This window comes from Megasphaera hexanoica (assembly GCF_043520715.1).
GTDB classification, from domain to species: domain Bacteria; phylum Bacillota; class Negativicutes; order Veillonellales; family Megasphaeraceae; genus Megasphaera; species Megasphaera hexanoica.
In genome coordinates this window covers 1,088,159-1,115,108 of record NZ_CP171361.1, presented here as the reverse complement: position 1 = coordinate 1,115,108, position 26,950 = coordinate 1,088,159, and the positions used below count along the sequence as shown (strand labels likewise).

Below are 26,950 nucleotides of genomic sequence, written 5' to 3'. Positions count from 1 at the left end.
CTCATAGTTAATATGTTATGCACATATAAGCTGTGTCTTAGGCTTCGAAACCTTTCTGGAAGCGGACATAGGACTGACGGCGTGCTTTTGCATCAGATTCTGTCTTAGCATAGAGAGCTTCGGCCTGTTCCGGGAAACCTTTCTTAAGGGAAGCATAACGAACTTCACCCTGTAAGAATTCCTGGAATTTGCTATAATCCGGTTCTTTGGAGTCGAGGCTGAACGGATTCTTGCCAGCTTCTTTAAGATCCGGGTTGTAACGGAACAGATCCCAATAACCGCACTGTACAGCAAGCTGTTCTTCTGTCTGGCTCTTGCCCATGCCTTTACGGATACCATGGTTGATGCAAGGAGCATAGCAGATGACGAGGGAAGGACCATGATAAGCTTCAGCTTCGGTCATAGCTTTGAGGAGCTGGTTCTTATCAGCGCCCATAGCTACCTGAGCTACATATACATAGCCATAGGAGATAGCCATCATGCCGAGGTCTTTCTTCTTCGTGCGTTTACCAGAAGCGGCAAACTGGGCAACAGCAGCGGACGGAGTAGCTTTGGAGGACTGGCCGCCTGTGTTGGAGTAAACTTCCGTATCGAGTACGAGAACGTTTACATCCTGATCCTGTGCGAGTACGTGGTCAACACCGCCGTAACCGATATCATAGGACCAGCCATCACCACCGATGATCCAGTGGGAACGTTTAACGAGGTACTGTTTCTTTTCGAGGATATCTTCCAGGACCGGTTTGCCAGCTGCTTCTTTTTCAAGGAGAGCAACTACTTTATCAGCGCGTTCACGGGAACCTTCGCCTTCATACATGTTGGCAGCCCAGTCGCTGAGAGCAGCCTGGAGTTCGTCAGAAGCAACAGCTTTGGCAGCTTCTACTTCATCAGCCAGGTCTTTACGTACTTTATCTACGCCCATGAACATGCCGAGACCAAATTCAGCAGCATCTTCGAAGAGGCTGTTAGCCCAGGAAGGACCATGACCTTTGGCGTTTGTAGTGTACGGGGAAACAGGAGCGGATGCACCCCAGATAGAGGAGCAGCCTGTAGCATTAGCAATCATCATGCGATCGCCAAAGAGCTGTGTGAGCAGTTTGACATACGGTGTTTCGCCGCAGCCTGCGCAGGCACCGGAGAATTCGAGCAACGGCTGTTCGAACTGGCTGCCGATAACCGTCTTCTTGTTCTGCGGGTTAGCTTTCGGAGCTACCTTATCCTGTGCATAGTACCAGAAATCCATCTTAGCGCGTTCTTTGTCGTCGTTCGGAACCATGGTCAGAGCTTTGGCCGGGCAGACGTTGACGCAGGAACCGCATTCGAGGCAGTCGAGCTGGTCTACAACAATCGTAACATTGTATTCTTTACCGCTCTTTGCCTTAGCAGCAGCTTTGAAGCCTTCCGGAGCAGCTGCCAGTTCTTCAGCAGTGGTCAGTACCGGACGGATCGTAGCATGCGGGCAGACAAAGGAGCACTGCATACAACCAACGCATTTTTCTGCATCCCAGGCAGGAACGTGCAGAGCCGGGCCGGCTTTTTCGAATTTTGCAGTACCGGAAGGCATCGTGCCATCTTCACGGCCGACAAAATCGGATACTTTCAGGTCGTCGCCAACCTGGCCGAGCATCGGAGCAGCAACTTTTTCGAAGTATTCCGGAACCGGACGACCTTCGACAACTTCGTCTTCAGCATCAGCCCAGGAAGCCGGATAATTTACTTCGTGGAATTCTTTAATACCAGCATCAACGGCGCCATTGTTCATGTCAACGACTTTCTGGCCTTTCTTGCCATAGTTCTTGATGATGGAATCTTTCAGATATTTAACGGCATCTTCAACAGGAATAATCTTGGCAAGAGCAAAGAATGCAGCCTGCATGACCATGTTGATACGTGTGCCGAGGCCCAGTTTCTGGCCAATAGCATCGCCGTTCAAGGTGTAGAATTTAACGTGATTCTTAGCGATAGCACGTTTAATCTTAGCCGGCAGTTCTTTATCCAGTTCTTCATCTGTCCATGTGCAGTTCAGCATGAACGTACCGCCGTCTTTAATGCCGCGGAGGATGTCGAACCGTTTAACATAGGACTGACGATGACATGCAATGTAATCAGCAGCATCGATCAGATACGGCATATCGATCGGGTTCTTACCAAAGCGGAGGTGAGAAATCGTTACGCCGCCGGATTTCTTGGAGTCATAAGCAAAGTATGCCTGAGCATACATGTCGGTGTGGTCACCGATGATCTTGATAGCGGATTTGTTAGCGCCAACAGTACCGTCGGAACCGAAGCCCCAGAATTTGCAAGATGTAAGGCCTTCCGTGTTGAGCGGCATCTTCGGAGCACGCGGCAGGGAAAGGTTGGTTACATCATCAACGATACCGATTGTGAAGCCATTGAGCGGATGTTCTTTCTTGACTTCTTCGAATACGGGGAGGATATCTTCCGGAACAACGTCTTTGGAGCCAAGACCGGCACGGCCGCCGATGACATCGATATCGAGGCCCTGTTCTTTAACAAAGTCAACAATATCCAGATACAGCGGTTCGCCAAGGGAGCCCGGTTCTTTTGTACGGTCGATGACAGCAATCTTTTTAACGGTCTTCGGCAGTACAGCAGACAGATATTTAGCAGAGAACGGACGATACAGATGGACATTGATAGCGCCAACTTTTTCGCCTTTGCTGTTCAGATAATCAACAGCCTGTTTAACTACGTCAGAGAGAGAACCCATGGAAACGATAATCGATTCTGCATCTTCTGCGCCGTAGTAGTTAAACGGTTTGTACGTACGGCCAGTGATTTCGGAAATCTTAGCCATGTAGTCAGCAACGATATCCGGCATAGCATCGTAGAAGCGGTTGCTGGCTTCAGTGTGCTGGAAGTATACATCCGGGTTTTCTGCAGTGCCGCGGATTTCCGGTTTATCCGGATTCAGGGCACGTTTGCGGAAAGCTTTGACAGCATCCCAGTCAATCAGTTTTTTGAAGTTATCATAATCCATAACTTCAACTTTCTGAATTTCATGAGATGTACGGAAACCATCAAAGAAATTGATGAACGGAAGCGAGCCTTTCAGAGCTGCCAGGTGAGCGACGCCGCCAAGATCCATGACTTCCTGGACATTGGATTCAGCCAAGAGACAGCAGCCAGTAGCACGGGCAGACATAACGTCCTGATGATCGCCGAAAATGCTCAGTGCATGGTTAGCCAGAGCACGGGCAGCTACGTGGAATACACCAGGGAGTAATTCACCGGCAACTTTGTACATATTCGGGATCATGAGCAAAAAGCCCTGGGAAGCCGTATACGTCGTTGTCAAAGCGCCAGCCTGTAAAGAACCGTGGAACGCACCAGCCGCACCAGCTTCAGATTCCATTTCAATAACTTTTACGGTGTTACCGAAAAGGTTCTTCTGACCGGCAGCGGACCAATCATCGACGTGTTCAGCCATAGGCGAAGACGGCGTGATAGGATAAATTGCGGCAACTTCAGTAAATGCATAGGAGACCCATGCAGCAGCTTCATTGCCATCCATGGTTTTGAACTTACTCATAGATAATACACGCTCCTTAATAAAAATATAGATGTATAAACCAATATAAGATACATTAATTATAGCAGCAGCATGTGTACCTTACATTGACAAGCAAAGTTTAGTACGACCCATAAATAACATACATGTCGTAGCGAAAAGGAAGAAGAACCATTTTGATTTGTCTATGCTTCTTTTGCAATGTATTCTGTATACATTGGCGTATTTATGACACAAAAATAAACAAATCATATAAAAAAGTTATAAAGATTCTTCAAAAAGTATTGCTATTATTCCAATTGTGTAATACTATAAATGTAGTATTACACATATGCAAAGCAATTTGATTGGTGACCTTTTCTCTTTAGTCATTGTATGCCGAACGTACTTGTAACTTTTCCTTACAACGTAATTATAGGCTTTTGACCTTTACAATTCAATACTAAAACGTATGCTATTTTTAATATTCTCATGTTCCTATATGTAAACATATACTCTTTCAGTGTTCATTAACAGGAGGTAAGACTATGGACTTTCATCATCTCAAATATTTTGTCGAAGTAGCTGACAAAAAATCTTTCAGCAAAGCTGCACGCACACTGCACATCTCCCAGTCGGCTATCAGCCGCACAATCAAGGCACTGGAAGAAGAATTAGGCGTCGTACTCTTTATGCGTAACGCAAAAGCCGTTGAACTGACCGATGCGGGTACCATATTCCTTTCCCATGCCAAGCGGGTCGTCTTCATGTTTGAACATTTGAAGACCGATTTTGAAAATGAGTTCAAACTGGAACAAGGTACTGTCCTTATCGGCCTGCCTCCTATTACGGGCGCCCCGATTTTCGCCAATCTTCTCGGTGCATTCAAACAGGAATACCCCCAGATTGAACTGGATTTATATGAACACGGCTCCAAGAAAGTAGAAATCAGTGTCCAGGAAGGATTGATTGACCTGGGTATTATCTGTACCCAGCCGAAAGAAAAAGATTTCGAATCTTTCTTCCTGACCCAGGATCCGATGAACGTAATCATCCACAGAGACAATATCCTCTCCAAAGAAAAAACAATTCCCTTGAAGAAGCTGGCCAATGAATCGCTCGTACTGTACCGTGACGATTTCAATCTCCATGATGAAATCATCCAGGACTGCAAAAAAATCGGCTTTCAGCCAAAAATCGTTTTCGAAACCAGCCAGCGCGACCTGATGATCCAGACGGTCGTCGCCAACCTGGGTGTGGCACTCCTGCCCAGCCGCATCTGCCCGAATAAAGAATCGAATCCCCGCGTAGCAGAGCAGGTCGTCGTACGTCCTCTCGTTGAACCAGAAATCATGCACGTTCTCTATGTCATCTGGAAACGCGGCCACTACCTGTCTCATGCCGCCCAGCTGTGGCTCGATTTTGTCCGCAATAAGACACGTACCATATCGAATATCTGATGAATATAACCATACTAAGCAGGAAGGTGTGCCATTTTGAGTCTGCCCAGTTCGCTAAAACGCCGCATCATATCGCTATCACAGTCAGATACTGACCATAAGGATGTCCGTCCGGAAGAAGAATATGACCGGCAAAAGCGTATATTGAAAACGCGTTACCAGGCTTTGTCCGGACTGGAAAAATGTCTGGTTCTGTCTCTGACAGCCGCTGTGATATTAGTGGTAATCCAGTTTTTCTGGATCGCGGCTTTACAGTATGAAGTAGCTCTTCTGAAAGAAGAAGTGCATACACAGCAGACCCGGCTCACCCAATTGGAACAAGCCAGCCAGAAACATAATAATCTTCTCTATTCGACGTATGAATCAATGGAAGACCTGAATAAAAAATGGCATGACCTCCACTTCCGTGTTTTAGAAAATACATGGAAATTAGGAAACTGATTGTAAAAGACTGCCACACGCTCTGACGTGCGGCAGCCTTTTTTCGTCAAGAACGTCAATAATGGTATTGTCAAATCCTTTTTCCGATTTCAGCATATAAAATGAGTATAGTTTTACAAATAGCTTACGGATTCAGAAATCACGTTTACAAGGAAGATAAAAAATTATATAATGAACTGTAACTAAACGATGGGTGGATTCTATGAACAATACATTAGGAAAACATTTACTGATTGACTTTTATAACTGTAAGGCTGTGTTTACAGATCCTGAAGATTTACAGCCTTTAGTTGAACGCGCTTTCGAGCTCGTAGGGGCCACGTTAGATGGGGCGAGTTTCTATCATCTCGATAATGAACTGACCTGCATTGCCGTTTCCGGCAATGCACATCTTTGCATACATACCTATCCTGATCTTTCTTATGCCGCAGTCGATATCTATAGCTTTAATACGGATCTTCAGGCAAGTAAAATCATGAGTGCCCTGAAAATTATCTTAAAATCAGACCGCATCAAAGCGACAAGTATCCGCCGTGGTGATTTTGGTTCTATCCGGGACATGCGTCCGAAACGCAAAAGCAAGATTACAACGGTACGAAGAATGAAAAATACAGGCGCACGCATCAAGCGTACCAGCGCCAAGATGTTTTCTATTCTCCGCCATCCTAAACGTTCCCGGCGTATACGCAGCTATCAGAATAGAAAGAAATAAGTTTTACGGAAGGGTTTGTCTCTATGTTTATGATGTCACTTAACCAATCAGCCGGCATCGGGTCTGAAGAAAGAGAATCTCTAGACGCCATTACCGCTGATTTGTTGCAGTTTATACAACTAAAAAGCCATAGGCTGTACATGCATTCTCTGCAAGTTGCCAATTACAGCGTCAGTGTAGCGGCCAAATTAGCTCTGCCAAAGAGTGAAATTGAGCAGATAAAACATGCTGCTTTGCTTCATGATGTGGGACTATTGTTTGTATCAAATACCCTGCTGGCTAAAATCCCCTATCTGAACCGCAGCGAAAAAGCGATGTATAAACGCCATGCCGCAGCAGGCGGCAACATGATAGAAAATATCCCCTGCTGCCAGGACATCATCCCGTATATTGTATATCATCACGAACGATGGGACGGTTCCGGATTTCCCAAACACCTGTGGGGGGCCAATATTCCCCTTGGTGCCCGCATAATAGCCGTAGCCGACTATTACGATACGATTATTAATCCCAGCACCGAATTCTGGGCTAAAACCAAAACACAGGCCGTGCGGGAATTGTTTAGCGCTTCCGGACTTCTTTTCGATCCGGAAATCGTCAAAGCTTTTATTGAAACGCTGGGCTAAAAACATATTGAAATGATAATGCTCTATCAAAACGGACAGGTGACGAAACACATATCGTTACCTGTCCGTTTTATTCGTATATCATCCTCATCTGGCACCGCTGGCGATGACAAGACCGGTCACTCTGGCAGCGCCTTTTTTCTTTAGCGCATGGGCACAGGATTCCATGGTAGCACCAGTCGTATAAATATCGTCGACCAGAAGAATCGATTTCCCTTGTATTCTCACACCGTATTTGACAGAAAATCCGTCGGCTACATTTTTCGCTCTTTCCGGACATGACAGAGTCCACTGGGATTGAGTAGCCCTCCGCCGCTGCAAGGCGTCCGACCAGACGGTGAATGTCTCCGCCCAGGAACGAAAAATAAACTCGCTCTGATTATACCCCCGCTTTTGGAGTCTGATCAGCGACAGCGGAACGGGAACAGCTATATCCAGCTGGATGTCTCTCATCCAGGGAAACCGGGATAACAAATACAAGCATGCCGCCTCATATTGGAATTTCCGCTCATACTTGATCTGCTGCAGAACACGCCGTATACAGCCCCTGTAATCGGTCAGAGCATAACATCCGTCAAGATGATTACGGCGGCTGCCATCAATGATCCGGGGATGCCATACCGATTGAAAACAGAGAAAACACCAGGTTCCATGGCGTTTCACAGGCCGGCCGCATCCAGGACAACGGGGCGGATAGAGAAAGGTATGCAACCAGTTCGTCATGTAATTTCTTCCCGGCGTATCCGCTCTGCCAGCAGTGTATGGCGCTGACTGGTCCGCACGTTCTCTACAGCTCTTTCTAACGCCCGTTTCGTCCCAACCAGGATTACCTTACGTTTAGCCCTGGTTACTGCCGTATACAGGAGGTTCCGCTGAAGCATGATGGCATGACTATTGACTAATGCCATAATGACGACTTGATACTCGCTTCCCTGGCTTTTATGGACCGTAATGGCATAGGCCAGCGTTATTTCATCCAGTTCCGGCCCTTCATATTTGACATCGTGTTCTGGATAACGAACATATACGATCTTGTCCGTTACAGCAAATACTTCGCCTATGTCACCATTGAATACGCCCTTTTCATAATCATTTTGCTTCTGCATGACTTTGTCGCCTGTGCGGTATAAGGTATGTCCATTCTTTAATTCCGTCTTTCCCTGTGACGGAGGATTCGTCTTTTCCTGTATGAGGGCATTCAGATGATCGACGCCGCAATCCTGCCGGTACATAGGAGATAACACTTGCACGGCAAACTTATCCCCCGTCTCAGACGTTTCCGATTCATATAACTGGCTGATGATTTCTGCTCCCTGACTTTCGCTGTCAATCGTAATAAAGCGAAATTCCTCGTCTTCATTGACAACAGGCATCCGGCCGTAATTAATCAGATGGGCATTGGTTACGATGCGGCCGCCTTCCCGCTGACGGAAAATCGTGTCCAGACGGATAACGGATACGCATCCGGAACGGATAATATCGTGCAGGACAGATCCGGCCCCCACAGAAGGAAGTTGATCGGCATCGCCGACCAGAATGACGCGGCAAGATGGTGGAAGTGCCTGGAAAAGGTGATACATGAGGCTCATATCCAGCATCGATACTTCATCGACGATGACCAGATCTGCTTTGAGAAGATTCGTTTCATTATATTCAAATATCTGCATACGGCCATGGAACCCCATAGGGACCAGCAGGCGGTGAATCGTCAGTGCCTTTCGCTCCGTCGTTTCAGAAAGGCGTTTGGCAGCCCGGCCCGTCGGCGCGCATAAAATGATACGCAATTGTTCCTGTTCAGCCAGACTGATAATAGTCTGCACAACCGTCGTCTTCCCGGTTCCCGGTCCCCCAGTGATGACCAATAATCCCGACTGCAACGACGCTTCGACGGCTTCTCTCTGTTTTTCTGCCAGTTCAAAATGGCAGATATCCTGCCAGCGGTCTAAAAATAGTTGAACCGGCGTATGAACAGGCAAAGGCTTCATTTCAGACATATATTGAATCCGTCTGGCTATGTCGCATTCTTCGTCATGCATTTCCGGCATATAAATATAGGTTCCACCACCATAATCAGCCGATATCAATTGGCCGATGTCAAGGGCTTCTTCCAGGATATTCCGTAATTGCAAAGAATCCGCCCGCAGGACAGAGGCCGTCCGGCGGATCAACTCCGTATCGGGTATACAAACGTGCCCATTTCCCGTCATTTCAGAAAGCACATAGGTCATACCTGCTACCAGCCGTTCCTCGGAAGACGGATCCAGTCCGAAGGCAAGGGCCATCTGATCTGCCGTTTTAAACCCGATCCCTTCGATTTCCAGAATCATCCGGTACGGTTCATGCTCCAGTACATATTGAGTATCACTGCCATATTTCTGTACCAGACGTGAGGCAAACCGGCCGGAAATACCGTGTGTTTCCAGGCAAAGAGCAATGTCATTTACTTCTTTCTCTTTACGGAACGAATCCGTTATATCTGCTAGTTTCTTTCTGCCAATGCCCTCTATTTCCAGGAGACGCTGCGGTTCTTTTTCCAATACCTCCATAGCCCCGCTGCCAAAAGCTTCCACGATGCGATGTGCCAGAGACGGGCCTATCCCCTTGACAGCCCCTGATGCCAGGAACCGCTCCATCCCCTCTTCCGTATCGGGAACCAGGCGTTTCCAGCAACCGGCCTGATACTGTCTGCCATACCGTCGGTGCTCTGTCCATCGCCCCTGGACCTCCAGCCGGTCACCTACCAAAGGTTTACTGCCATTTCCCGTCACAGTGACGACAGAATCATCATCTTCACGGCGCAGGCGGAATACAAGATAATCCGAATCGGGTGCTTCAAACAAAATGCGTTCCACGACACCTTGTAATGTATTGTTTTCTTTTATCATAGCGTCATTCCATGCGTTTTCGTTCATAGTTCTTACTTTCATCCATAATACAACGGTAAATCGTCTGTAAATAGGGCGCAAGCTCTTTATCTGCTGCCAGTCCGGCAATTTTATCTAGGACTGCCCGTTCACGCCGGGGATCGTATATTTCCAGATGATGTTCTTTCTTATAGGCAGCTACCTGTGCGACAATTTTCATCCGTGCTTCCAACAGCTTCGTCAATTCCTGATCCAGCCGGTCGATTTCATGCCGGCATGTTTCCAGTTCCATTTCGTATCACTCCTAAAAAAGTTGTCCTGCCGGCTGGGGAGTCAGTTGTTCCCATACTAACCAAATCAGCACAATCAGTAAAATAATAGTCAGGCTTCCCCGCCACCATGGAGAAAACATGACATGCTGTACAAACGTAACCGCTTTTTCGGCAGTAATCTTATACTGGATTTCTTCTCCTTTATTCAGCAGGCAGAACTCTCTGGCGATTCCGTCTTGTATAATAGTCCCATTACAGTGTATCGTAACAATACAATGATGAGCATATAAGACGCGCGTCAACTGAATCAGCCACTGTTTCAAGTGGTCCAGGAATAGAGAATCTGAACAGGCACTCTGATAGGCAAACAAGCTGATAGTTGTCTCCATAATACCTTCTTGTATATCATACCGGATAAAAGGGTAATCCTCCTGTAATACAGAAATCATCTGGTTTATCGTCTGTTTCAGATCTGGTGTCAATGTAAACAGCTTGCCTCTTGATTCAGGAGCCAGACTTATTTCACCAGCCAGTGTAATATAGGAAGAACCATAATAATGACGGATTTTTTTTATCATCTTCCTGCCACTCCTCCTGCATCATAACCGTGACCCACATTTGGGACAAAACAAGCTGTCGTCCGGCACCTTGTTTCCACAGTGCTTACAAAAACGGGGCGATGGACTGCCTTCTATTTCCCGCTTCTTTTCCTGTCGGATTTTTCCCGGTTCATTGCCTTCGAGATGATCCATGCGATTTTCTATATGATCCATCCGCGAATGCATATCCGCTTCAGAGACTGCTACCCGTTCTTTCAGCATGCCATTTTCCCTCCGGCTCCGTTCAAGTTCCTGTTCAATAGATAAATCTTTCATGACAGCTAGTACGATAGCAGCCAGTACGGGGCTGACCAAAAGAGCAGCCAGCGTCCAGATAATACCATTTCGTCCCCTGCGGCCTGCCCATATCCCGACGAGGACAGCAAAGATAATATATGCTATAAAAGACATATTCATTCACCTTCTATACTAAATTCATAATACATACCATGATACATATTATACGTTAAATCAGCATGAACAGCAAATCCCCTGTAAAACCTGTAAAAGCAGCCTACATGCAACGAACAGGTATCTTATCTATATATTAGACAGATGTTATAGTATACGTTAAAATGTATACTATAACAAGAATAATCCCATTGCTATCCTATATAAACTTCTGTATAATAAAAAGTATTGGGGTGTTCTTATACAATTACATATAAAGGTAGTGATTTCATGCAAGAAGAACAGCACGAAGAAGGCCTGCGACGAAGTCTGAAAGCACGACATATGAACATGATCGCCATTGGCGGCGCCATCGGCACAGGACTGTTCGTAGCCGGTGGGGAAACGGTCAGTACAGCTGGTCCGGGCGGTGCACTCGTCGCCTATTCCCTGATTGGTATCATGGTCTACTTTCTCATGACAAGCCTGGGAGAAATGGCAGCATATCTGCCTGTCAGCGGCTCTTTTGAAACCTATGCAAACCGCTATGTAGACAAATCCCTGGGATTTGCCCTGGGATGGAATTACTGGTTCAACTGGGCAATTACCGTAGCAGCTGAATTAGTTGCCGGAGCGCTGATCATGAAATACTGGTTCCCTGATATACCAGCAGCCATCTGGAGCGGGATTTTTCTTATCGTATTATTCACATTGAATTACCTCTCAACCCGCTCATATGGTGAAAGTGAATTCATTTTCGCCGGTATAAAAGTACTCACGGTACTCGTATTTCTCTTTGCCGGTACCCTTCTCATTCTGGGACTGGGACCGGAACCATCACCGGGATTTACAAACTGGACCATCGGTGATGCACCTTTTGTCGGTGGTTTCACGGCTATGTTGGGGATTTTCATGGTAGCCGGATTTTCATTCCAGGGAACAGAAATGATAGGCATCGCTGCCGGTGAAAGCGAAGATCCGGAAAAAAATGTTCCCCGCGCTGTCAAATCAATTTTCTGGCGCATCCTTCTCTTTTACTTAGGTGCGTTTATTGTCATCGGCTTCCTGATCCCATACACCGATCCCAATTTACTCAATACAGAAATTGAGAATATTTCCGTAAGTCCGTTCACGCTGGTATTTGAACGATTCGGGCTGGCAGCAGCTGCGTCCGTCATGAACGCGGTCATACTGACTGCCGTGTTATCAGCCGGCAACTCCGGTCTGTACGTCTCGACCCGTATGTTGTATGCCATGGCTGAAACAGGTCAGGCACCGAGATGCTTCCTGAAGCTGAATAAACGAGGTGTACCTACGAATGCTCTCTTTGCCACCGTCGTCTTCGGACTGGCGGCCTTCCTGACCTCACTCATAGGGGAAGGCAAAGCCTATGACTGGCTGGTAAACATCAGCGGTATGGCCGGCTTCATCACCTGGATAGGTATTGCCATCTGCCATTACCGTTTCCGTCGTGCCTATGTCGCACAAGGTAAGAATCTGAAAGACCTTCCATACCGCGCAAAGTGGTTCCCCTTCGGCCCTCTTCTGGCCTTACTGATGTGTATCATCGTCACGGCAGGTCAGAATTATTCTGCCTTTACCGGCACGGAAATTGACTGGTATGGTGCCAGTGTTGCCTACATAGGTATACCTGTGTTTTTGGCCGTATTCTTATGGCATAAAGCAAAGAACCATACGCATATCATCCCTCTGAAAGAAGTCAATCTCTCCCGCGAAGGAAATCGGAAAATTAAGCCGTAGCAAAAAAGGATGTAACGAAATGACAAAGACACTTCGTTACATCCTTTTATTATATAACATTATAATTTTTTCGTTTCAGGTGATAATTCATGACGCGAACACAAAGCAAAGCATCTTTCCCGTACAGCGTCACGCAGAGAAGAAAACGTGATAGTTGCAGCTGCCTTATCAGGTTCATAGGTCATATGCAGCATGCGGATTGCCACATGGCGGCCAGACAGGCAATTCAGGCAGTTCCAACGTTCTTCAGCCGTTTCACCAAGATCACGCTGAGAGTAACAGACCAGTTCATCACCAGCTTTTAAACGGCGTAACAGCAGCCTTCTGGCAGGATGGCCCGGATGACGGGGATTCATATCCTCGATAATCAAGTGTTCCATCTTAACGCCGGCCCGCAATAGTTCCTTCTGCTGAGGCATATTCTGTTGAAAATCCATAAAAAAAGAAGGATCTACGCAAGCATATCCATACTTCATATCTATTCACCTAGCTAACCAAAAAGAATGAGGATCATACAATATAAAAGCAGCTCACACAAAATGTATGAGCTGCCTGTGGTGACCCAGAACGATACTAATGCGAACATATTCTTTAATTTTTATACTAGCCATTTTGCAGTTCTCGCTTGTGCGTAATACCGCTACTATGCTCCGTAATCAATTTCATAAAAAAAGCCCCGGCAAATGCGCCGGGGTTTTATACTATATAATAATTTTTTTATGCTTGTGTTTCAGTGGTTTTAGTTACTGTTTTATTGAGCACATATTTAGCCAGGTAAATTGTGCCGTCAATGACGCAAGGCAATACAATACTGTCACGGATTTTGTTCCAGCCTGTTTCATTGGCTGCTTGTTCCTTGATTGTTGCCGTGAATTTGTCGGCAGCCGCTTCAATGGCCGGGAATAATTCATCAATGATGTTTTGCGTCAGCTGTTCTTTTACTTCTTCTGTAATAGAATTTACGTCCAATGCATTTACAATAGTGTCACGTACTTCTGTCCATTTGCTCATTTTTATCTCTCCTCACTGTAAGCTACATTCATAATCTGTCACGCCACGAGCAATCGCCGCTGCAAATTTATCCCAATCTTCAACTAGTAGACGCGCGTCATCGTCATTATCAATGAAAGCCGTCTCTACTAATACTGCCGGCATGTCTGTATGTTTCAACACTGCAAGCCCTGGCATTTCTTTCACGCCGCGGTCCACGGTTTTTAATGCATGGACAATCTGCCCCTGAATACATTGAGCAAGATTACCCCCATCGCTCATCCTGTTGTAACATTCCACTTCGGTGCCACGGGCGGCACTATTCGCGGCATTGCAATGAATGCTGACAAAAATATCGGCTGGCCATGCGTTCGCATCTGCACATACTGCAACGGGCCTGTCGGCGTAATCGCTGTCATAATAAAGATTATCAGACTGTAAAAGCCGGCATTCACAGCCGGCCGCTTCTAAGTATTCCTTTACTTTCCCACCGATTTTTGCGGCTACGTCGCATTCACGTAACCCGCTGTTAGGATTAACGGCCCCGCTGTCGTAAGTTAAATCGTGGCCGGGATTAATATACACTCTCATTTCTCATTCTCCTTTTTTGTCACTGCGGTTTTTATATTCCCGCCAATATACCCTAGCAATCCGCTGGCAATGCTCATTGCCAGCTCATTTTGATTATAAAAAATGGCCAATATCAGCGCTGCTACGAGTCCGATAATGACCGCCAAATCCACAATATTTATTTTGTCAAACATTTTAATCATCCCCAGGCTGATGCGGAAGATTGACAAATCGCTGATACGTCTTTGATACGATATCATTGCCACCTAAATCATGATAAGATAAATACATTTTGTTGATGACTTCCACCTTATGCACGGGGCACCATCCAGCGTCTATGTGATAATCCATTACATCAATCAGCCTATCTCTAAGCATGGCAACAACGCCCTGGACAAGTGCCGTGTGTTTCTTCTCTGCTTCGTCCTTTTCCGCTTTTTCCGCTACTGTGCGCTGCTTGAATTTCCATAGCAATATCCCTGACAATACGCCTGACAACACTGACGATATTCCGGTTAGAATCAATGTTAGCCATTCCATCATATCATCCTTCTTTCGTTGTCGTCTGATTACTGTCGCTTCCTTTATATGCAATACAATCTTTGTTTGGGCAGCTTCCATCTGTCTTCAGTTCACTACCGCAATATGGGCAATACTTCTTTTTCTTCCAAAAGCTCATTCAACCTTCACTCCTTCCACGGCCTCTTTGTATGCTGCTGTCATGTCTTTGTAATCCTGCTGAATACTTGCCACTGCGTCTGCATTACCTGCCAGTTGCGCCGACTGTAACGCCTCCAGCATCTCACTTTTGTTCGATTCATATTCAAATTTCAAGGCGGCTTTTTCCACCGCTGCTTTTTCTTCAGCAGTCTGTTCAGGTGGTACATAATCTACAGGCTGCCCAGTTTCCATATTCCTTACACAACCGCCGTTAAGGTACTTGTTATATGTATCGGAGTCTACGATTTCTGCTACCGTTACGTTTTCGGTTTCTTTTACCTTTTTCAGCAGCTCTTCCACTTTTCCGGCATTCTTTTCTTTTTTAGGGTCAAAATCACAGATGTGGGCGCAAATTCTATTCCCGGAAGAATCAAAACCCACCCCATAATACTCTACATTTGTTTTAAACATATTCTGTCTCCTATAATACTAATATTATATTAAAATAAAGGGAGTGTTTGATTTGAAAAATCCAAACGGCTATGGCTGCATCCGCTTAATGAGCGGCGCCCGGAGGCGGCCGTACGCATTTATAGCTACCGTCGCTGGTAAACAGAAATATATTGCAGCGTTTGAAACATTGTATGAAGCTAAAATCTTTCAAGCGACTTATTTTGCGGATCATCATAAGGATCATCATCCTTTCCGTAGAAAATCCATCACATTTGCAGAGCTATATTTTCGCTGGCTTCCTTTTCATCTGAATGAAGGCGCTGAGTTGTCCGAAAGTACTAAAAGCAGCTATGAAAATTCTTTTAAGCATTGTGCTGCTCTTTATGACCGTCATTTTTCGGATCTAGAATTTTTAGAGCTTCAAGCCGTCATAGATGACATGCGTAATCATCAGCATTTATCGTATTCCAGCTGTAAAAAAGTCAAGAATTTACTAAGTTTGCTTTATCAATATGCCATAAAGTCAAATATATGTAGCACGAATTATGCTGCTCTTATATCAATCGGCAAAAACCGGCCTATTTATCCGCATCATATTATTAGCCGCCAGAAAATCAATAGGCTATGGAACCATACAGATGTCCCTGGCGTCGATTCTGTGCTGATTCTTCTTTATACCGGACTTCGCGTCAGTGAGATGCTGCAGATTGAAAAGAAAAACATAAATCTTCGCCAGCGTTTTATTCGAATCACCAAATCAAAGACGGCTTCTGGCATTCGTGTCGTTCCAATCCATCCCAAAATAATGCCTTTTATATTGAGTCGTCTTTCAAATCCCGGTATCTTCTTAATTTGCGATTCTTCCGGACGTCCCTATGACTATACCAGGTATCGCTCATCTGTCTGGAATAAGGCAATGAAATTAATCAACGGATCAAATCATACGCCTCACGATACCCGCCACACTGTTGCGACGCTGCTTGATAATGCCGGCGCCAACGAGACCGCCAAAAGACGGATTCTGGGACATGCCGGCGGCGACATTACAGAACGCGTTTATACCCATAAAGGACTTAGGCAGCTTAGAAAATGTATCGAGCTCTTAAAATAAATTGCTCATAACTCGCTCAAAATAAAACCGTTCCCGGTGCTGATTATCAGCATTCGGAAACGGTTTTTCCTGTCTATGACTCGCTATTTTTAAAATCAAAAAATATATAGCATCTGCCCACTTTTTAAAGCAGCAAAACTACGACAAATAGCTTTAATACGATATTCTCACTTTTGCAAAAATAATTGATAATGTCTATGTTTTTAGCACTATCTTCACCTTCTTTCGATATGGTAAACAGTGGGGAAGTAACCGCTATGGATGGGTGGCTTTTCCGGTGGCTTTCGCTCAGTTTCGTAAGCTTGTGACCAACCACCAAGGCGTGACGTGGATGCGGTCACAGGCCCGAGAATCGGGCACGCTTGCTGGGTTTACGTTAGACGTAGAGGACAATAATAAGCCTGACTGCGACGCCCAATGGATCGCCATTGGGCAATAGACAGTGGGGAACAGTTAATAGTCAGACTCACATTAATCTCCCTATATCAGCAACAATATTACAATATACCGTATCAATCTGGGATAATAAGGACTCATCGCATTTTATATCAGTAACCGGGAATGCTGATGGGTATATACAAATCGTCAACGCTACCGGCGTTTCAACTGGGACGTGCTTTTATTTAGCCATCACCAAGTAGACAGTGCTGTATCTTTAGAACATCCGCATCCGGAAGCCCGGCGGCAAACCACATTGTTATCGGCCGATAGCCAAAAAGGCTATCCCCATATTATTGGATGCGCTGGTATACATCTTAAATCCATTTAGCCCACTTTCTGACTCGCCTACGCCAGCATACTGTAAATTATTAGTCTTTGCGGCGTAATCAATGATCCAGACGCCGTATACTGCGCTGTTGAAAACCATGGGATAGTATACTTGCCAGTTGTTGCCAGACTGCTGACTTCCCCACTGTCTATTTACAGAGAGCAATGTATAGTAGGGCTAATTCCGAGTCGTCTCCAATCCATTTATTTTGCCTTGCCGAGTAAGTCACAACTTGTTTAGTGGTGCCTTCGTGCATCCCGACAATACTTAATATCGCTGCCGATAAAGGCAGGTTAAGTGGCATAGCCTCGTTGCCATATCCCCACTGTCTAAATACCAATCATGATAATATTGCAAGTTGTAGGGGTGGATAGACCTGGACCATAGCAGACAAGCTTATCATGGTTGAATCCAAATGAAAGCCGTGCATCACCATAATCAGATACAACGCCAGCCAAGCACCTACTAAAAGCAATTGGGGTTGTAATAGTGAAGCTTGTTCTATTAGTCATGCTCAGAACTACCCACTGTTGAACAGTGGGGAAACGGATATGGATATTCAGATCCGGACACAAATAATGCGAGTTATTATATAAAATACCCAATTGTCATGGATAAAGTATTAATTGGATTAAGTCAAGTGTCTAGCGAAGTAAACGACGATATATATGTCAGATTCATAAAGAAAAACGGTAAATTCTTTTTGTTAGACACTGACAGTAGCAATGATAATATTCCTTGTGAGTGGATTGTACTCGGGTATGTCAAATAGCTTTACAAGTTTTATCACATCACTAATTCCCCACTGTTTAGTATCCCATTGCTATTACGTAAACTTCAGCAGAGTCTATCGATGAGCGTATGTAGCACTGGCTTGTATTCAAATAAGATATTTCTAAGTATATATCTATTCTTGATGAAAGACTGTTGTAATGAGTAGTATTTATAACATATTGGGTATTATAAAAAGAAATGGGGAATGTAACCCATCCGCCACCGGAATTGCTCAAGCTATATCTTCCCCACTGTTTACCTTCCGATTATCAAAACCAAAAACTCTGGGTCCCCAGATGCTGCTTGTGATGCAATCGTTAAAGAAGTATTTGACGGAGCATGAATCTGAAACATTGTCGTCCTGTCATGATCAATATCTGGCGAGTTGTCAAGATGCACAGCGGTCGCTGTAAAAAACTGCATCATTGCCAGAGGGTAAGTGCATTTTACTTCTATACCTTGTCCTTTTATCCACTGTCTACTTGCCTATTGCGATGTAATAAACGCCGATGCTTCCGCCTTGCCGATATACGGAAAAGCCAGATGATGATTCATTCGCAATTGTCCATGCATATGATTGCTCCGTACCGCCTCCAGCCCAGGCAGGCACGACTGCAAACAATTGGTTAAATGCAAGCGGGAAAGTTACTCCCAAATCTGCACGGCCATAAACTCCCCACTGTATAATTATATTTCCAAAAAAGCTCCCTAGGCAGAGATATCCATTTTGTGCTGCTAAATACTTCACCCCGGATGCTGTAAGTACCAGCTTCAGTAATTGCCCAAACCAGCTATCCGTTGTCAGCGCGGTGATTGCTGTAATGGTTGTTGTTAATGCCAGTTTTTTTATGATGTCATCGCCCAAATCGGCTATTTTTTCGCATAGTCCGAACAGTTTGCTATGGGCGGTTTCATCGTCATTGTGCGCCGCGAAGGCTTGCCCGTGGGCCGTCGTTGTTTTGTCATGATTATCTATTTTTTCTTCTACCTGTTCTTTTGTCAGATATACGATAGATCCGTCAATGGTAACGTTGATTTCCGCTTCAGAGCTAATATATACTTCGATTTCAAAAGTGTTTTCATTAGTCGGCGTTTCATTTGACGGAATATAGTCATAGGCCATCCCAGCATTTGAATAGCTATATAATACTTCATCACCATCGTCGAGCTTTGCAAATACGCCTACTTCGCGGTTGATGAAGCCTGTGTCCAGGCTGCTATTGCTGCAATTAAAAGTCAATGTGATTTTTTCGCCTGTATCAGATACTGTGGTATCTACAATTGGCAATGACATCTTTTCACTTTTTAATGCCGTAAATGTTTTGATATCATCACTATCAGATAATGACCCGCTGCCGAATGCGCCGCGGGTGAAAACTAATTTATGTCCGTTTACTGCTTGGATTAACATTTTGTCGCCGTTAGTTGTCGGTGTCATATCTGGAAACTGTGCCATTAGTTAATACCCCCCCTAATTTTTATCTGGGAATAAGAATGAATTATTTTCATCTTTACATGTAATGTACCTGGCTGTACTGACGTGCTTGCATCTGTGCGCGTTTTTATTTTTATTACATTGTGTTCCCTGATTCTCGCGCTGCAGTGAAGCTGTCGCTTTACCCTGGTAATCGTTGATAGCTTATAGCCAATATGAGCCGGTATATACGTTTTTATTGCATGGTGAAGTTTGCCATAATCTGTAACTTGTCCACCATGGTAGTAAATCTTTATTGCATAATCCTTTGGCAGGTCTGCGACTTCCGCTTTTCCATCGGCTATATACGTGTTAACCAACCTTGTCATAAAATTAATAGTTACTGTCTGCGTTCCTTTTATTTTGGCTAAAATTCTATTGCGTCTATCTTCATTCCTAAGATTTTTATTGACATCAATACCAAGGAACGTCTCCCAGTTTTCAAGGGCATCCGTTGCCGTCTCTACAAAAAATTGCTCCAATAGTTTTTCCATATCAGCTCTTTGCAATTCATGCCCCTGGGATTCGGCTTTTAGCATCGCTGAAAATATGGAATCTTTTACAAGGTATTCCGGTAAATATTTTGATAGGTCTACTTTCCCCTTACGGATAAAGCTATTCAAGTTCTGTCACCTCCAGTGTGCTTAGCCGTGGTAATTTTTCAGCGGCAATAGTAATGTATTGGATATCTCCGTTCAGCTTCAATTCGTCATAGTCTGATATCACCCCCGTTGCCAGCATAATTTGCCCGATTTTAGCAATACTGATAATCGAAGACGCTGTTATATAATCACTTGAAAAGCCTTCATCAATCAAATAGTCATTAATCGCCTTTTTTAGTACCTCTTTATAAGTGTCTTTATAGGCTGTAACTACTCTAACCCGGGCTGATACAGTGACATCTAAATATGTTGGCGTCGATACTGTTACAGTTGCGCCTATCGGCTTAACTGTATCTAAATATGCGGCTACTTGATTTATCAGATTCGTGCTGGCAATGTCTTTATTTTCATCTATGATGGATACTTTGACAGTTCCATTCCCGTTCCATAACGGGATGACCTGACAATTTCCAACACCAGCTACTGATAGTGTCCACTCCCTATAGTGGTTAGCGTTTCCAGATGTAATCGGATTGCGGACATGTAACAACAGCCGGCTTAACAATGACGCATCCGTTTCCGCATCATATCCGTCACTCATAGCTTTTTCATTCGTGACGGATGATATGCCAGTAATAGTTACTGGTATTTTCACGACAGTTCCCGCCGCAACATTCCCTTTTTCGCCGGCTTCCACAGCTTCAACATTGATGTCCGCTGTGCCATTTATAGTCGTTGTATTTACTGCCTGGAATTGTATTCCGCCGTCTGTACTAAAAATAGCGCCGCTATTAACGACGCCTGTCCCGGTTACTGTTACTATCCCTTTTGCTTTTACCGCTTCTTTGCGGTCAATGCCAAATTCGGCGGCCCTCATTGTTAAATACTGCCCCCATGAGGTTTGAGCAAAAGCCGCATCGACAATCAATGACATTTCAGCATAGCTTTTTTCAAACTCTACAGCATTAGCCGCTAAGTTATCGCCAATGAATGTCCCTTCGATGGTTGATACCTGCCCGTTTAATTCTTTCTCATAGATTGTTTTTAATTCTGATTGTATAGATTCCTGTGTTTTTGCTTCAAACATTTTTACACCTCAATCTTTACAGTCGTTTCTCCGTATATTGTTTTTACGTCAATCGCCAGGGTAATTTTCTTCTTTTCCTGTTCCGTACTGACAAGATATACGTTCTTAATATATGGATTGACTAGCAGCGCCTCTGAAATATAAGTAAATAGTTCATTTTTTGACAACGTATCATTTGGCGTTTTGCCAATAAATTTATCTTCAATCTCACAACCATAATCATCAAAATAGGCTCTGTAGCGGTATCTTTGTACCAACAGAGCCTTCTTAATCCAAATCTTTAAACCCTCGTTTTTAGTTCTTATGATATGGTTCCCATATTCATCATATAAAAATTTATTCTTATCAAAATCCCAGTCAAATTCTTTAAACTCCGGCAGAGCTGCTGATTTCGTTGCAATGGCAGACGTCCCCGCCGTCATAAACGGATTAGCCATTCCCATCAAACCTCCGTAGTTTGGCATGTACTATAAACTGCTGCCCGCTAATGTTATCGTCATCACTATAGACCGGTTCCATGGATACTTTATCTCCTGGTGCCCATGTGTCTGTCAAAGACTCATCATTATTAATGGGATGGTTATGACTCTCATAGGCAGCGTCACCAGACCCTCCACCTTTAAAATCAGTTTCGCCTACCATATGGCGGGTGTGTCCCGGAACCCAATACTCATCAATGTACAAACGTGTTTTATCTAAAATCATCCCGTCGCATTGTACTTTTATTTCAGGCGGCGGCGATATGATAGTACCTATACGTGTTCCTTTTTGTATCGACTGCTGTGTCAATTTTCGGAATAAATTCAACAGTCCCTTATATGGATCTTCATTTTTCTTCATCTGTTCACCCTCTTAATAATGTGAGGTCTTAATAATTCGCATCGGTGTACCACAATCACTATAATCGCCGCTGTGTACTACCATATTCTGACTGCTGCTATTTCCAATATATCCGCCATTACCATCGTAAATCGTGACATGGCCATCAGCTCCTTCGCTGGTGTAATATACAATGCAGTCCCCTTCTTCCAACTGGCTTGCATCAAAATCTATAACTGGTACGCCCGCGGCATTTGCATCGCCTACCAATGTCGGCACACTGACAACTCCATTATTACATTCATCAGCAAGGAACGGACTGTAGTAGCTCCCAACTTTCGTTGCCGCTTCACAACATCCTTCTGTCCCATTATCCATAGTCTGATAGCCCCATGCATTCCATCCGGCCTGCATACCTGCGGAAATATTCAAATCGCCACCCCCAGTTGCTGTATTGTACGTCTTTTTCCGGCCCTGTGATGCTGATTTGAATACCGGCGCTGCAAGATCCTGCTGTTCTATTTCCGGCTCTTCTTTTGTTTCCGGCATATATTCCAGTGTCAGTGACATCGTATGTACATTATTCTGAAATTTATGATCATCTGATTTAATAAAGAAATTGCCTTTTAACTGTTCTTCCTGAATGGTTATCCCATAGCCGGTGATACATTGGATATTCCCAATGCCTTCAAGGCTGCTATCTTCTTTTAGCCGTTTCAGCATCGCTTTGGCTGCTTTGACATTATCTACGCTTTCTCCTTGTTTGGCCGGTTGCATCTTATAAATATCTTGTATCATTCCATAATGCGTTACGTCATCATTGATGGTAAATACCTGGCATATATTGCCGACGTCATCGACCGCTTTAATCCGGTTCACCATATCTTCAATAGACTGACTGTGTTCCGTATGTTCGATATTCACCCCATCTGTTGCCGTGTAATCAGCAATCAGCTCACCTTTTTTCACAGCAGTTATTTTATCTTCAATGCATAGCACAGTAAACTCAATGCTGCCATTCGTGGTGTCCGCTTTCGACTTTTCATTAAAGATCTTAAACATCTCTGTACAACTTTTCCCATCTGCCAGATAGTTAATCACCGTAGGCAGGCTCGGGATGCTCTCAGATACTTCGATACCTATTTCGCTGCAAATAGTTTTTATTGCGTCGGTAATCGTTACGTTCTGGAAATTAAGCTGTATTTTTGACTTTGCCAAGTAAATTAAGTCATCATATGCTACATACTCAAATGTAAATCCAGACGTATTTCGTTTTTCAAAAAATATACGGCCGCTAAAAAACATGACTTTGGGTTGTGTATCATCTTCATAATAGGCATAAATAAAGCCTCCCATCTTCAATATTAAGGCCGGGAAATTAACATCTTTTACCGCCGTATTATAGGCAAGCTTAAACGACAGCTTTCGAGCCGCCTGGTCAATATCGCCGTTCCACTCTACATCAATCACATATGGCGTGATATCTTTCATCGTTGCCGGTTCTGTATAGCTTTCGCCATTTTTCTTTTTTTCTTCCAGTGCCTGTTTTTCTTTCTCTGTCATGGGAGGATCTGAATAATACATTGTTAAAATCATAGCTCATCACCACAAAATCAAATCCTTATCATTTATTTTTACTCCCTCTTTAACAGTCCGTATGACTGTCCCAACATCAATCCCACCGCTTTTTACCATGGCTCTGTACAGGTTAATACGGTTAGTTGCTTGTTTGGCAATGCTCATGTTTCGTTGTATTGCTTTAGCTGCGTTATCCATTGTATCGTTTCCAGCTACAGCAACAAAGGAGCTTTCTTGCACGGCTTCGGATACTCTGGATTTCAGCCCAGTGACATCATTGATTGTGTCCGTTGCCGGCATGATATATCTATATTCTTTCAGGGATATTGAAAAATAAACATCGCCTGTGCTATCGTGCTCGCCATATTTAAAATTATCAATTGTACATGACATATTGACTGACGTTCCTGATATCGATATCGTACACGCCTGCCCCGACTGTGCCATATCATCAATCTTCTGACAAGCTGTATACGGATCATCACTTGGATAATTAGTTTCCCATCCATAATACTGGGCCGGAAAAAAAGATGAGAACGTCAGCGTCTTCAGTCCCCGTTTTCCAATCATATTGATATCTCCCAGTGAATTGACATTGACGACATTGTTATTATAGCTGTTCTCTACATCAAAACTGGGAGGGGCTACGGGAAATGTTACGCTGCTGCTATTGCCACTTAGTACTAATGTCGCCCCAGTCTCGCCATCGGTGCCTAAAAATGCACCGACAACTTCACTAAGAAAACTCAAGAAGCTGGCCATTTATATCGCCCCCGTGTTAAGATTAACGGCTCGTGTTTCCAATTCAAAGAATATTTCTGATGCAATCCGTTTGATTTCCCGCTTTTCATCGCCAGTATTCGCAAAGTTTGCATTGCTGATATTGATATTGATATCACCACCAAATCCGCCACTCATGCTGCCCATTTTATACGCCTGCTGTACAGACTGATCATGTGGTATAATCCGGGTTCCAGATGGTAAATCAACAATTTCGCCGCCGAATCTGTCATTTATTACCGCCGGGCCACCGCTGAAATTGCTTGTCCCCGTATACAATGTCGGAATATTCACGCCAAAATGCTGGCCGCCTACACCCGGTACCCAATCCGGGATATCTACGCTAATAGAATTTATTCCATTAATGACAGCGTTGATAGCTGCTCTAATCCCGTCTAATACCCCGGAGCATATCCCTTTGATACCGCCGAAAATGCTGCTGAAGATTTCCACAACGCCTTGCCATGCCAGGCTCCAATCGCCAGTAAACACCCCGGTAATAAAATCAATTAGGCCGCCGAATACGCCAATAGCTGCGCTGACGATACTGGAAACAATTTCAATGGCACTTACAAATACGCCTGTGAATATATCAGCCGCGGCAATGATACCGGCGATTAATACGCCGCCTAAAACGCTTGCCAGAAATTCAATGATATGAGCCAACCCGTTAAGGGTTGTGCCCTGAGAATTGAACGCATTAACTAACCGGTTCCATGCGTTTTCCACGCCTTCCAGTGCCGGGCTGATAGCCTGCCAGGCTACGGAAAAGGCGTTTTGAATCTCATTCCACATGCTTGTAAAGAACGGTGCTACCTTGTCCCAGTGGTTATAAAGTATATACGCGGCGCCGGCAATGGCCATAATCGCAATCCCTAAAGGTGAAAACATAGCACTCAAACCAACTCGGCCAATCGTTAACAGTGCCCGGCCAAATCCTAATACGGCATTCCTTGCCCCATTCAGCATAGCCGCCATGCTAAAGGATCTAATCATCGTCATGACTCTAGTCCCGGCTTGTGCTGCTGCACTCCCAATCTTGCTTAATCCGGAAGCTCCCGTCGTTCCTAAAAACGTTAATGCACTTCGCCAGCTCCCGATATTCATGCCATTCCGTAAAACGCCCATCACTTTGGAAGCCGTTCCGCTCAACTGTATAAAAGCGCTGCGTACACCTAATACGCTATAGCGTAATAACAGGTTTGTTTCACGGCCGCCTTTTAGTACATTGCCAATGCGTGAATACATCATAATCATAGAGCCGCCGGCTTTTAATACCTTGCTCATGACAAAGCTAAATGCCGTAAATCCAACAACCGACAACGCTATATTCGCAACGACGCTACGAGCCGCCGGGCTTAACCCGCCTAAAAAATCCGCAATGCTTTTAATTGCATCGGCTGCTGTTTTCACACTCGGTGCCAATGTGGAACCAAATGATATGGCTAGTGATTCTACGGCGCTCTTCATCGCATTTATAGAACCTTTTAGCGTATTCTGCATTTTTACATACGCCTCGTGCGATGATCCTGTAGAGTTCTTTATGGAATCTTCTACTTCTTTGTATGCTTCTGGGCTTGTCTTAATCAATGCTAATAATCCGCTAAATGCATCTTCCCCGGCTATTGCTTTCGCTATCCCGACTTGCTGAGTATCTGTCATGCCATCCATCGCTTCTCGCATCTGGCTGATTGCTTCTGTAATCCCCACAAAGGAACCATCGGCATTTTGCAGGTGTAGCCCTAATTGGTCTATAGCTGCTGCCGCTTCTTTTGGTGGCGATGCCAGCCGTGACATTGTAGATCTAAGGCTTGTCCCAATTGTAGAGGCTTCAATCCCATTGTTACTCATAATGGCCATGGCTGTTGATAATTCTTCGATGTTTACGCCTAGTGCCGCAGCTGGTGCCCCGGCATACTGCATAGCCAGCCCAAAGTCAGCCATACCTAATTTAGATACATTAGCGGCCATCTGTACGACATCAGCGACATGCTGTGTGTTTTCTGCTACATCGCCGGTTTTTAAATTCCATATGTTCAATGCACTTGTGATGACATCGGACGTTGTGGCCATATCTTCCCCGGATGCTACAGACGCTTCAATAATGCCTGGCATAGCTGCCATCGTCTGCTCCGCATCAAACCCGCCGGCTGCTAATCGGTCCATAGCCTCGGCCGCTTCGCTGGCGGTAATCGGGAAGTCGTGCCCTAATTTCAGGGCCGTTTCTTTCATCCGTTCTAATTGTTCTCCCGTTGCCCCGGCTTTTACCCCGGCTCCGGTTATGGTATCTTCAAAATCCATGAAGGTTTTAGTGCCCAGGGCGCCAAAAGCAGATACAGCAGTAGCGGCTGGCATCATTGTCGAAGCTATGCTGCCAAATCCTCGCCCTACATTTCGCACATCTCTACCTAATTGTCGATTAAGACGTGAATTTTCTTCCATGTTGCTACGTATCCGACGTAACGGCTCACTGACTCGGTCCGTTAATTGCATAACAACGTCAATAATGCTAGCCATCTTCTCACTTCCCTAAACTTCTAATCTGTTTGATTTCCTTTTCCCGTTCTTCTAGTTCTGTTTCCATAAAAGCGGCTAAAATGATCTTTTCGCCGTACCCGGCGTTATAATATTCCGATGGCCGTAGCCC

General features: G+C 44.7%; 27 protein-coding genes. 6 read left to right on the top strand and 21 right to left on the bottom strand.

Features of this window, described 5'->3' with window-relative positions:
* Window positions 1-37 precede the first annotated feature (37 nt).
* Window positions 38-3,553, bottom strand: a complete 3,516-nt coding sequence (gene nifJ / locus ACGTIC_RS05315) for a pyruvate:ferredoxin (flavodoxin) oxidoreductase (RefSeq protein ID WP_113855022.1) — start codon at window positions 3,551-3,553, stop codon at window positions 38-40.
* 506 nt (window positions 3,554-4,059) lie between these two features.
* Here nifJ and ACGTIC_RS05310 point away from each other — a divergent pair.
* From ACGTIC_RS05310 to ACGTIC_RS05295, 4 genes are all read left to right on the top strand, one after another.
* Window positions 4,060-4,971: a LysR family transcriptional regulator gene (locus ACGTIC_RS05310; protein ID WP_059076876.1), complete on the top strand. Its 912-nt coding sequence runs from the start codon at window positions 4,060-4,062 to the stop codon at window positions 4,969-4,971.
* A 36-nt stretch (window positions 4,972-5,007) separates the two neighbouring features.
* The gene (locus ACGTIC_RS05305; RefSeq protein WP_059076875.1) at window positions 5,008-5,412 is read left to right on the top strand and encodes a hypothetical protein; all 405 of its coding nucleotides are present in this window, start codon (window positions 5,008-5,010) and stop codon (window positions 5,410-5,412) included.
* A 202-nt stretch (window positions 5,413-5,614) separates the two neighbouring features.
* On the top strand, window positions 5,615-6,124 hold the full coding sequence (locus ACGTIC_RS05300) for an S-adenosylmethionine decarboxylase family protein (RefSeq protein ID WP_059076874.1): 510 nt from the start codon (window positions 5,615-5,617) through the stop codon (window positions 6,122-6,124).
* A 23-nt stretch (window positions 6,125-6,147) separates the two neighbouring features.
* Window positions 6,148-6,750: an HD-GYP domain-containing protein gene (locus ACGTIC_RS05295; protein ID WP_394522675.1), complete on the top strand. Its 603-nt coding sequence runs from the start codon at window positions 6,148-6,150 to the stop codon at window positions 6,748-6,750.
* 87 nt (window positions 6,751-6,837) lie between these two features.
* On the opposite strand, the gene ACGTIC_RS05290 is transcribed toward ACGTIC_RS05295, so the two are convergent.
* From ACGTIC_RS05290 to ACGTIC_RS05270, 5 genes are read right to left on the bottom strand one after another with little or no spacing between them, the layout of a single operon-like run.
* On the bottom strand, window positions 6,838-7,473 hold the full coding sequence (locus ACGTIC_RS05290; protein WP_113855023.1) for a ComF family protein: 636 nt from the start codon (window positions 7,471-7,473) through the stop codon (window positions 6,838-6,840).
* Complete coding sequence (locus ACGTIC_RS05285) at window positions 7,470-9,662, bottom strand: ATP-dependent RecD-like DNA helicase (protein ID WP_236699677.1); 2,193 nt, start codon at window positions 9,660-9,662, stop codon at window positions 7,470-7,472. Before ACGTIC_RS05285 ends, ACGTIC_RS05290 begins: the two co-directional genes overlap by 4 nt.
* Entirely contained in the window at window positions 9,640-9,906 is a 267-nt protein-coding gene (locus tag ACGTIC_RS05280) for a chorismate mutase (RefSeq protein WP_059076870.1), read from the bottom strand. The genes ACGTIC_RS05285 and ACGTIC_RS05280 overlap by 23 nt, the downstream gene beginning before the upstream one ends.
* A 12-nt stretch (window positions 9,907-9,918) precedes the next feature.
* Window positions 9,919-10,464 (bottom strand): hypothetical protein, encoded by a 546-nt coding sequence (locus ACGTIC_RS05275; protein ID WP_059076869.1) that lies wholly within the window; start codon window positions 10,462-10,464, stop codon window positions 9,919-9,921.
* 21 nt (window positions 10,465-10,485) lie between these two features.
* Window positions 10,486-10,896: a zinc ribbon domain-containing protein gene (locus tag ACGTIC_RS05270; protein ID WP_162816182.1), complete on the bottom strand. Its 411-nt coding sequence runs from the start codon at window positions 10,894-10,896 to the stop codon at window positions 10,486-10,488.
* Window positions 10,897-11,166: 270 nt separating this feature from the next.
* Between ACGTIC_RS05270 and ACGTIC_RS05265 the strand changes: the two genes are divergently transcribed.
* Window positions 11,167-12,636, top strand: a complete 1,470-nt coding sequence (locus ACGTIC_RS05265; protein ID WP_113855025.1) for an amino acid permease — start codon at window positions 11,167-11,169, stop codon at window positions 12,634-12,636.
* Between the two features lie 59 nt (window positions 12,637-12,695).
* Here the strand turns inward: ACGTIC_RS05265 and ACGTIC_RS05260 are convergent, their stop codons facing one another.
* From ACGTIC_RS05260 to ACGTIC_RS05230, 7 genes are all read right to left on the bottom strand, one after another.
* Window positions 12,696-13,112: a hypothetical protein gene (locus ACGTIC_RS05260; RefSeq protein WP_113855026.1), complete on the bottom strand. Its 417-nt coding sequence runs from the start codon at window positions 13,110-13,112 to the stop codon at window positions 12,696-12,698.
* A 241-nt stretch (window positions 13,113-13,353) separates the two neighbouring features.
* Window positions 13,354-13,647 carry a hypothetical protein gene (locus ACGTIC_RS05255; RefSeq protein WP_113855027.1) on the bottom strand — a complete coding sequence of 98 codons (294 nt, stop codon included), beginning with the start codon at window positions 13,645-13,647 and terminating at the stop codon, window positions 13,354-13,356.
* 12 nt (window positions 13,648-13,659) lie between these two features.
* Complete coding sequence (locus ACGTIC_RS05250; protein WP_113855028.1) at window positions 13,660-14,217, bottom strand: N-acetylmuramoyl-L-alanine amidase; 558 nt, start codon at window positions 14,215-14,217, stop codon at window positions 13,660-13,662.
* A complete protein-coding gene (locus ACGTIC_RS05245) occupies window positions 14,214-14,390 on the bottom strand; it encodes a hypothetical protein (RefSeq protein WP_257536589.1) in 177 nt (58 codons plus the stop codon). The genes ACGTIC_RS05250 and ACGTIC_RS05245 overlap by 4 nt, the downstream gene beginning before the upstream one ends.
* Window position 14,391: 1 nt before the next feature.
* Complete coding sequence (locus ACGTIC_RS05240) at window positions 14,392-14,739, bottom strand: hypothetical protein (RefSeq protein ID WP_113855029.1); 348 nt, start codon at window positions 14,737-14,739, stop codon at window positions 14,392-14,394.
* Window position 14,740: 1 nt separating this feature from the next.
* On the bottom strand, window positions 14,741-14,875 hold the full coding sequence (locus tag ACGTIC_RS05235) for a hypothetical protein (protein WP_257536590.1): 135 nt from the start codon (window positions 14,873-14,875) through the stop codon (window positions 14,741-14,743).
* Window positions 14,872-15,327, bottom strand: a complete 456-nt coding sequence (locus ACGTIC_RS05230; protein ID WP_113855030.1) for a hypothetical protein — start codon at window positions 15,325-15,327, stop codon at window positions 14,872-14,874. Before ACGTIC_RS05230 ends, ACGTIC_RS05235 begins: the two co-directional genes overlap by 4 nt.
* Window positions 15,328-15,379: 52 nt before the next feature.
* Here ACGTIC_RS05230 and ACGTIC_RS05225 point away from each other — a divergent pair, with 52 nt between their 5' ends.
* Entirely contained in the window at window positions 15,380-16,420 is a 1,041-nt protein-coding gene (locus ACGTIC_RS05225) for a site-specific integrase (protein ID WP_113855031.1), read from the top strand.
* A gap of 2,021 nt (window positions 16,421-18,441) precedes the next feature.
* Here the strand turns inward: ACGTIC_RS05225 and ACGTIC_RS05220 are convergent.
* The 8 genes from ACGTIC_RS05220 to ACGTIC_RS05185 all read right to left on the bottom strand — a co-directional run bounded on the left by ACGTIC_RS05220 (window position 18,442) and on the right by ACGTIC_RS05185 (window position 26,820).
* A complete protein-coding gene (locus tag ACGTIC_RS05220; protein ID WP_394522670.1) occupies window positions 18,442-19,419 on the bottom strand; it encodes a phage tail protein in 978 nt (325 codons plus the stop codon).
* On the bottom strand, window positions 19,419-20,060 hold the full coding sequence (locus tag ACGTIC_RS05215) for a putative phage tail protein (protein WP_113855033.1): 642 nt from the start codon (window positions 20,058-20,060) through the stop codon (window positions 19,419-19,421). The genes ACGTIC_RS05220 and ACGTIC_RS05215 overlap by 1 nt, the downstream gene beginning before the upstream one ends.
* Complete coding sequence (locus tag ACGTIC_RS05210) at window positions 20,053-21,126, bottom strand: baseplate J/gp47 family protein (RefSeq protein WP_113855034.1); 1,074 nt, start codon at window positions 21,124-21,126, stop codon at window positions 20,053-20,055. The genes ACGTIC_RS05215 and ACGTIC_RS05210 overlap by 8 nt, the downstream gene beginning before the upstream one ends.
* Before the next feature lie 2 nt (window positions 21,127-21,128).
* Window positions 21,129-21,563, bottom strand: a complete 435-nt coding sequence (locus ACGTIC_RS05205) for a DUF2634 domain-containing protein (protein WP_162816183.1) — start codon at window positions 21,561-21,563, stop codon at window positions 21,129-21,131.
* Window positions 21,556-21,966, bottom strand: a complete 411-nt coding sequence (locus ACGTIC_RS05200; protein WP_113855036.1) for a DUF2577 family protein — start codon at window positions 21,964-21,966, stop codon at window positions 21,556-21,558. Before ACGTIC_RS05200 ends, ACGTIC_RS05205 begins: the two co-directional genes overlap by 8 nt.
* Before the next feature lie 12 nt (window positions 21,967-21,978).
* On the bottom strand, window positions 21,979-23,436 hold the full coding sequence (locus ACGTIC_RS05195; RefSeq protein ID WP_162816184.1) for a C40 family peptidase: 1,458 nt from the start codon (window positions 23,434-23,436) through the stop codon (window positions 21,979-21,981).
* Between the two features lie 111 nt (window positions 23,437-23,547).
* Window positions 23,548-24,285 (bottom strand): phage baseplate protein, encoded by a 738-nt coding sequence (locus ACGTIC_RS05190; RefSeq protein WP_051525009.1) that lies wholly within the window; start codon window positions 24,283-24,285, stop codon window positions 23,548-23,550.
* The gene (locus tag ACGTIC_RS05185; protein ID WP_113855038.1) at window positions 24,286-26,820 is read right to left on the bottom strand and encodes a phage tail tape measure protein; all 2,535 of its coding nucleotides are present in this window, start codon (window positions 26,818-26,820) and stop codon (window positions 24,286-24,288) included.
* Between the last annotated feature and the right edge of the window lie 130 nt (window positions 26,821-26,950).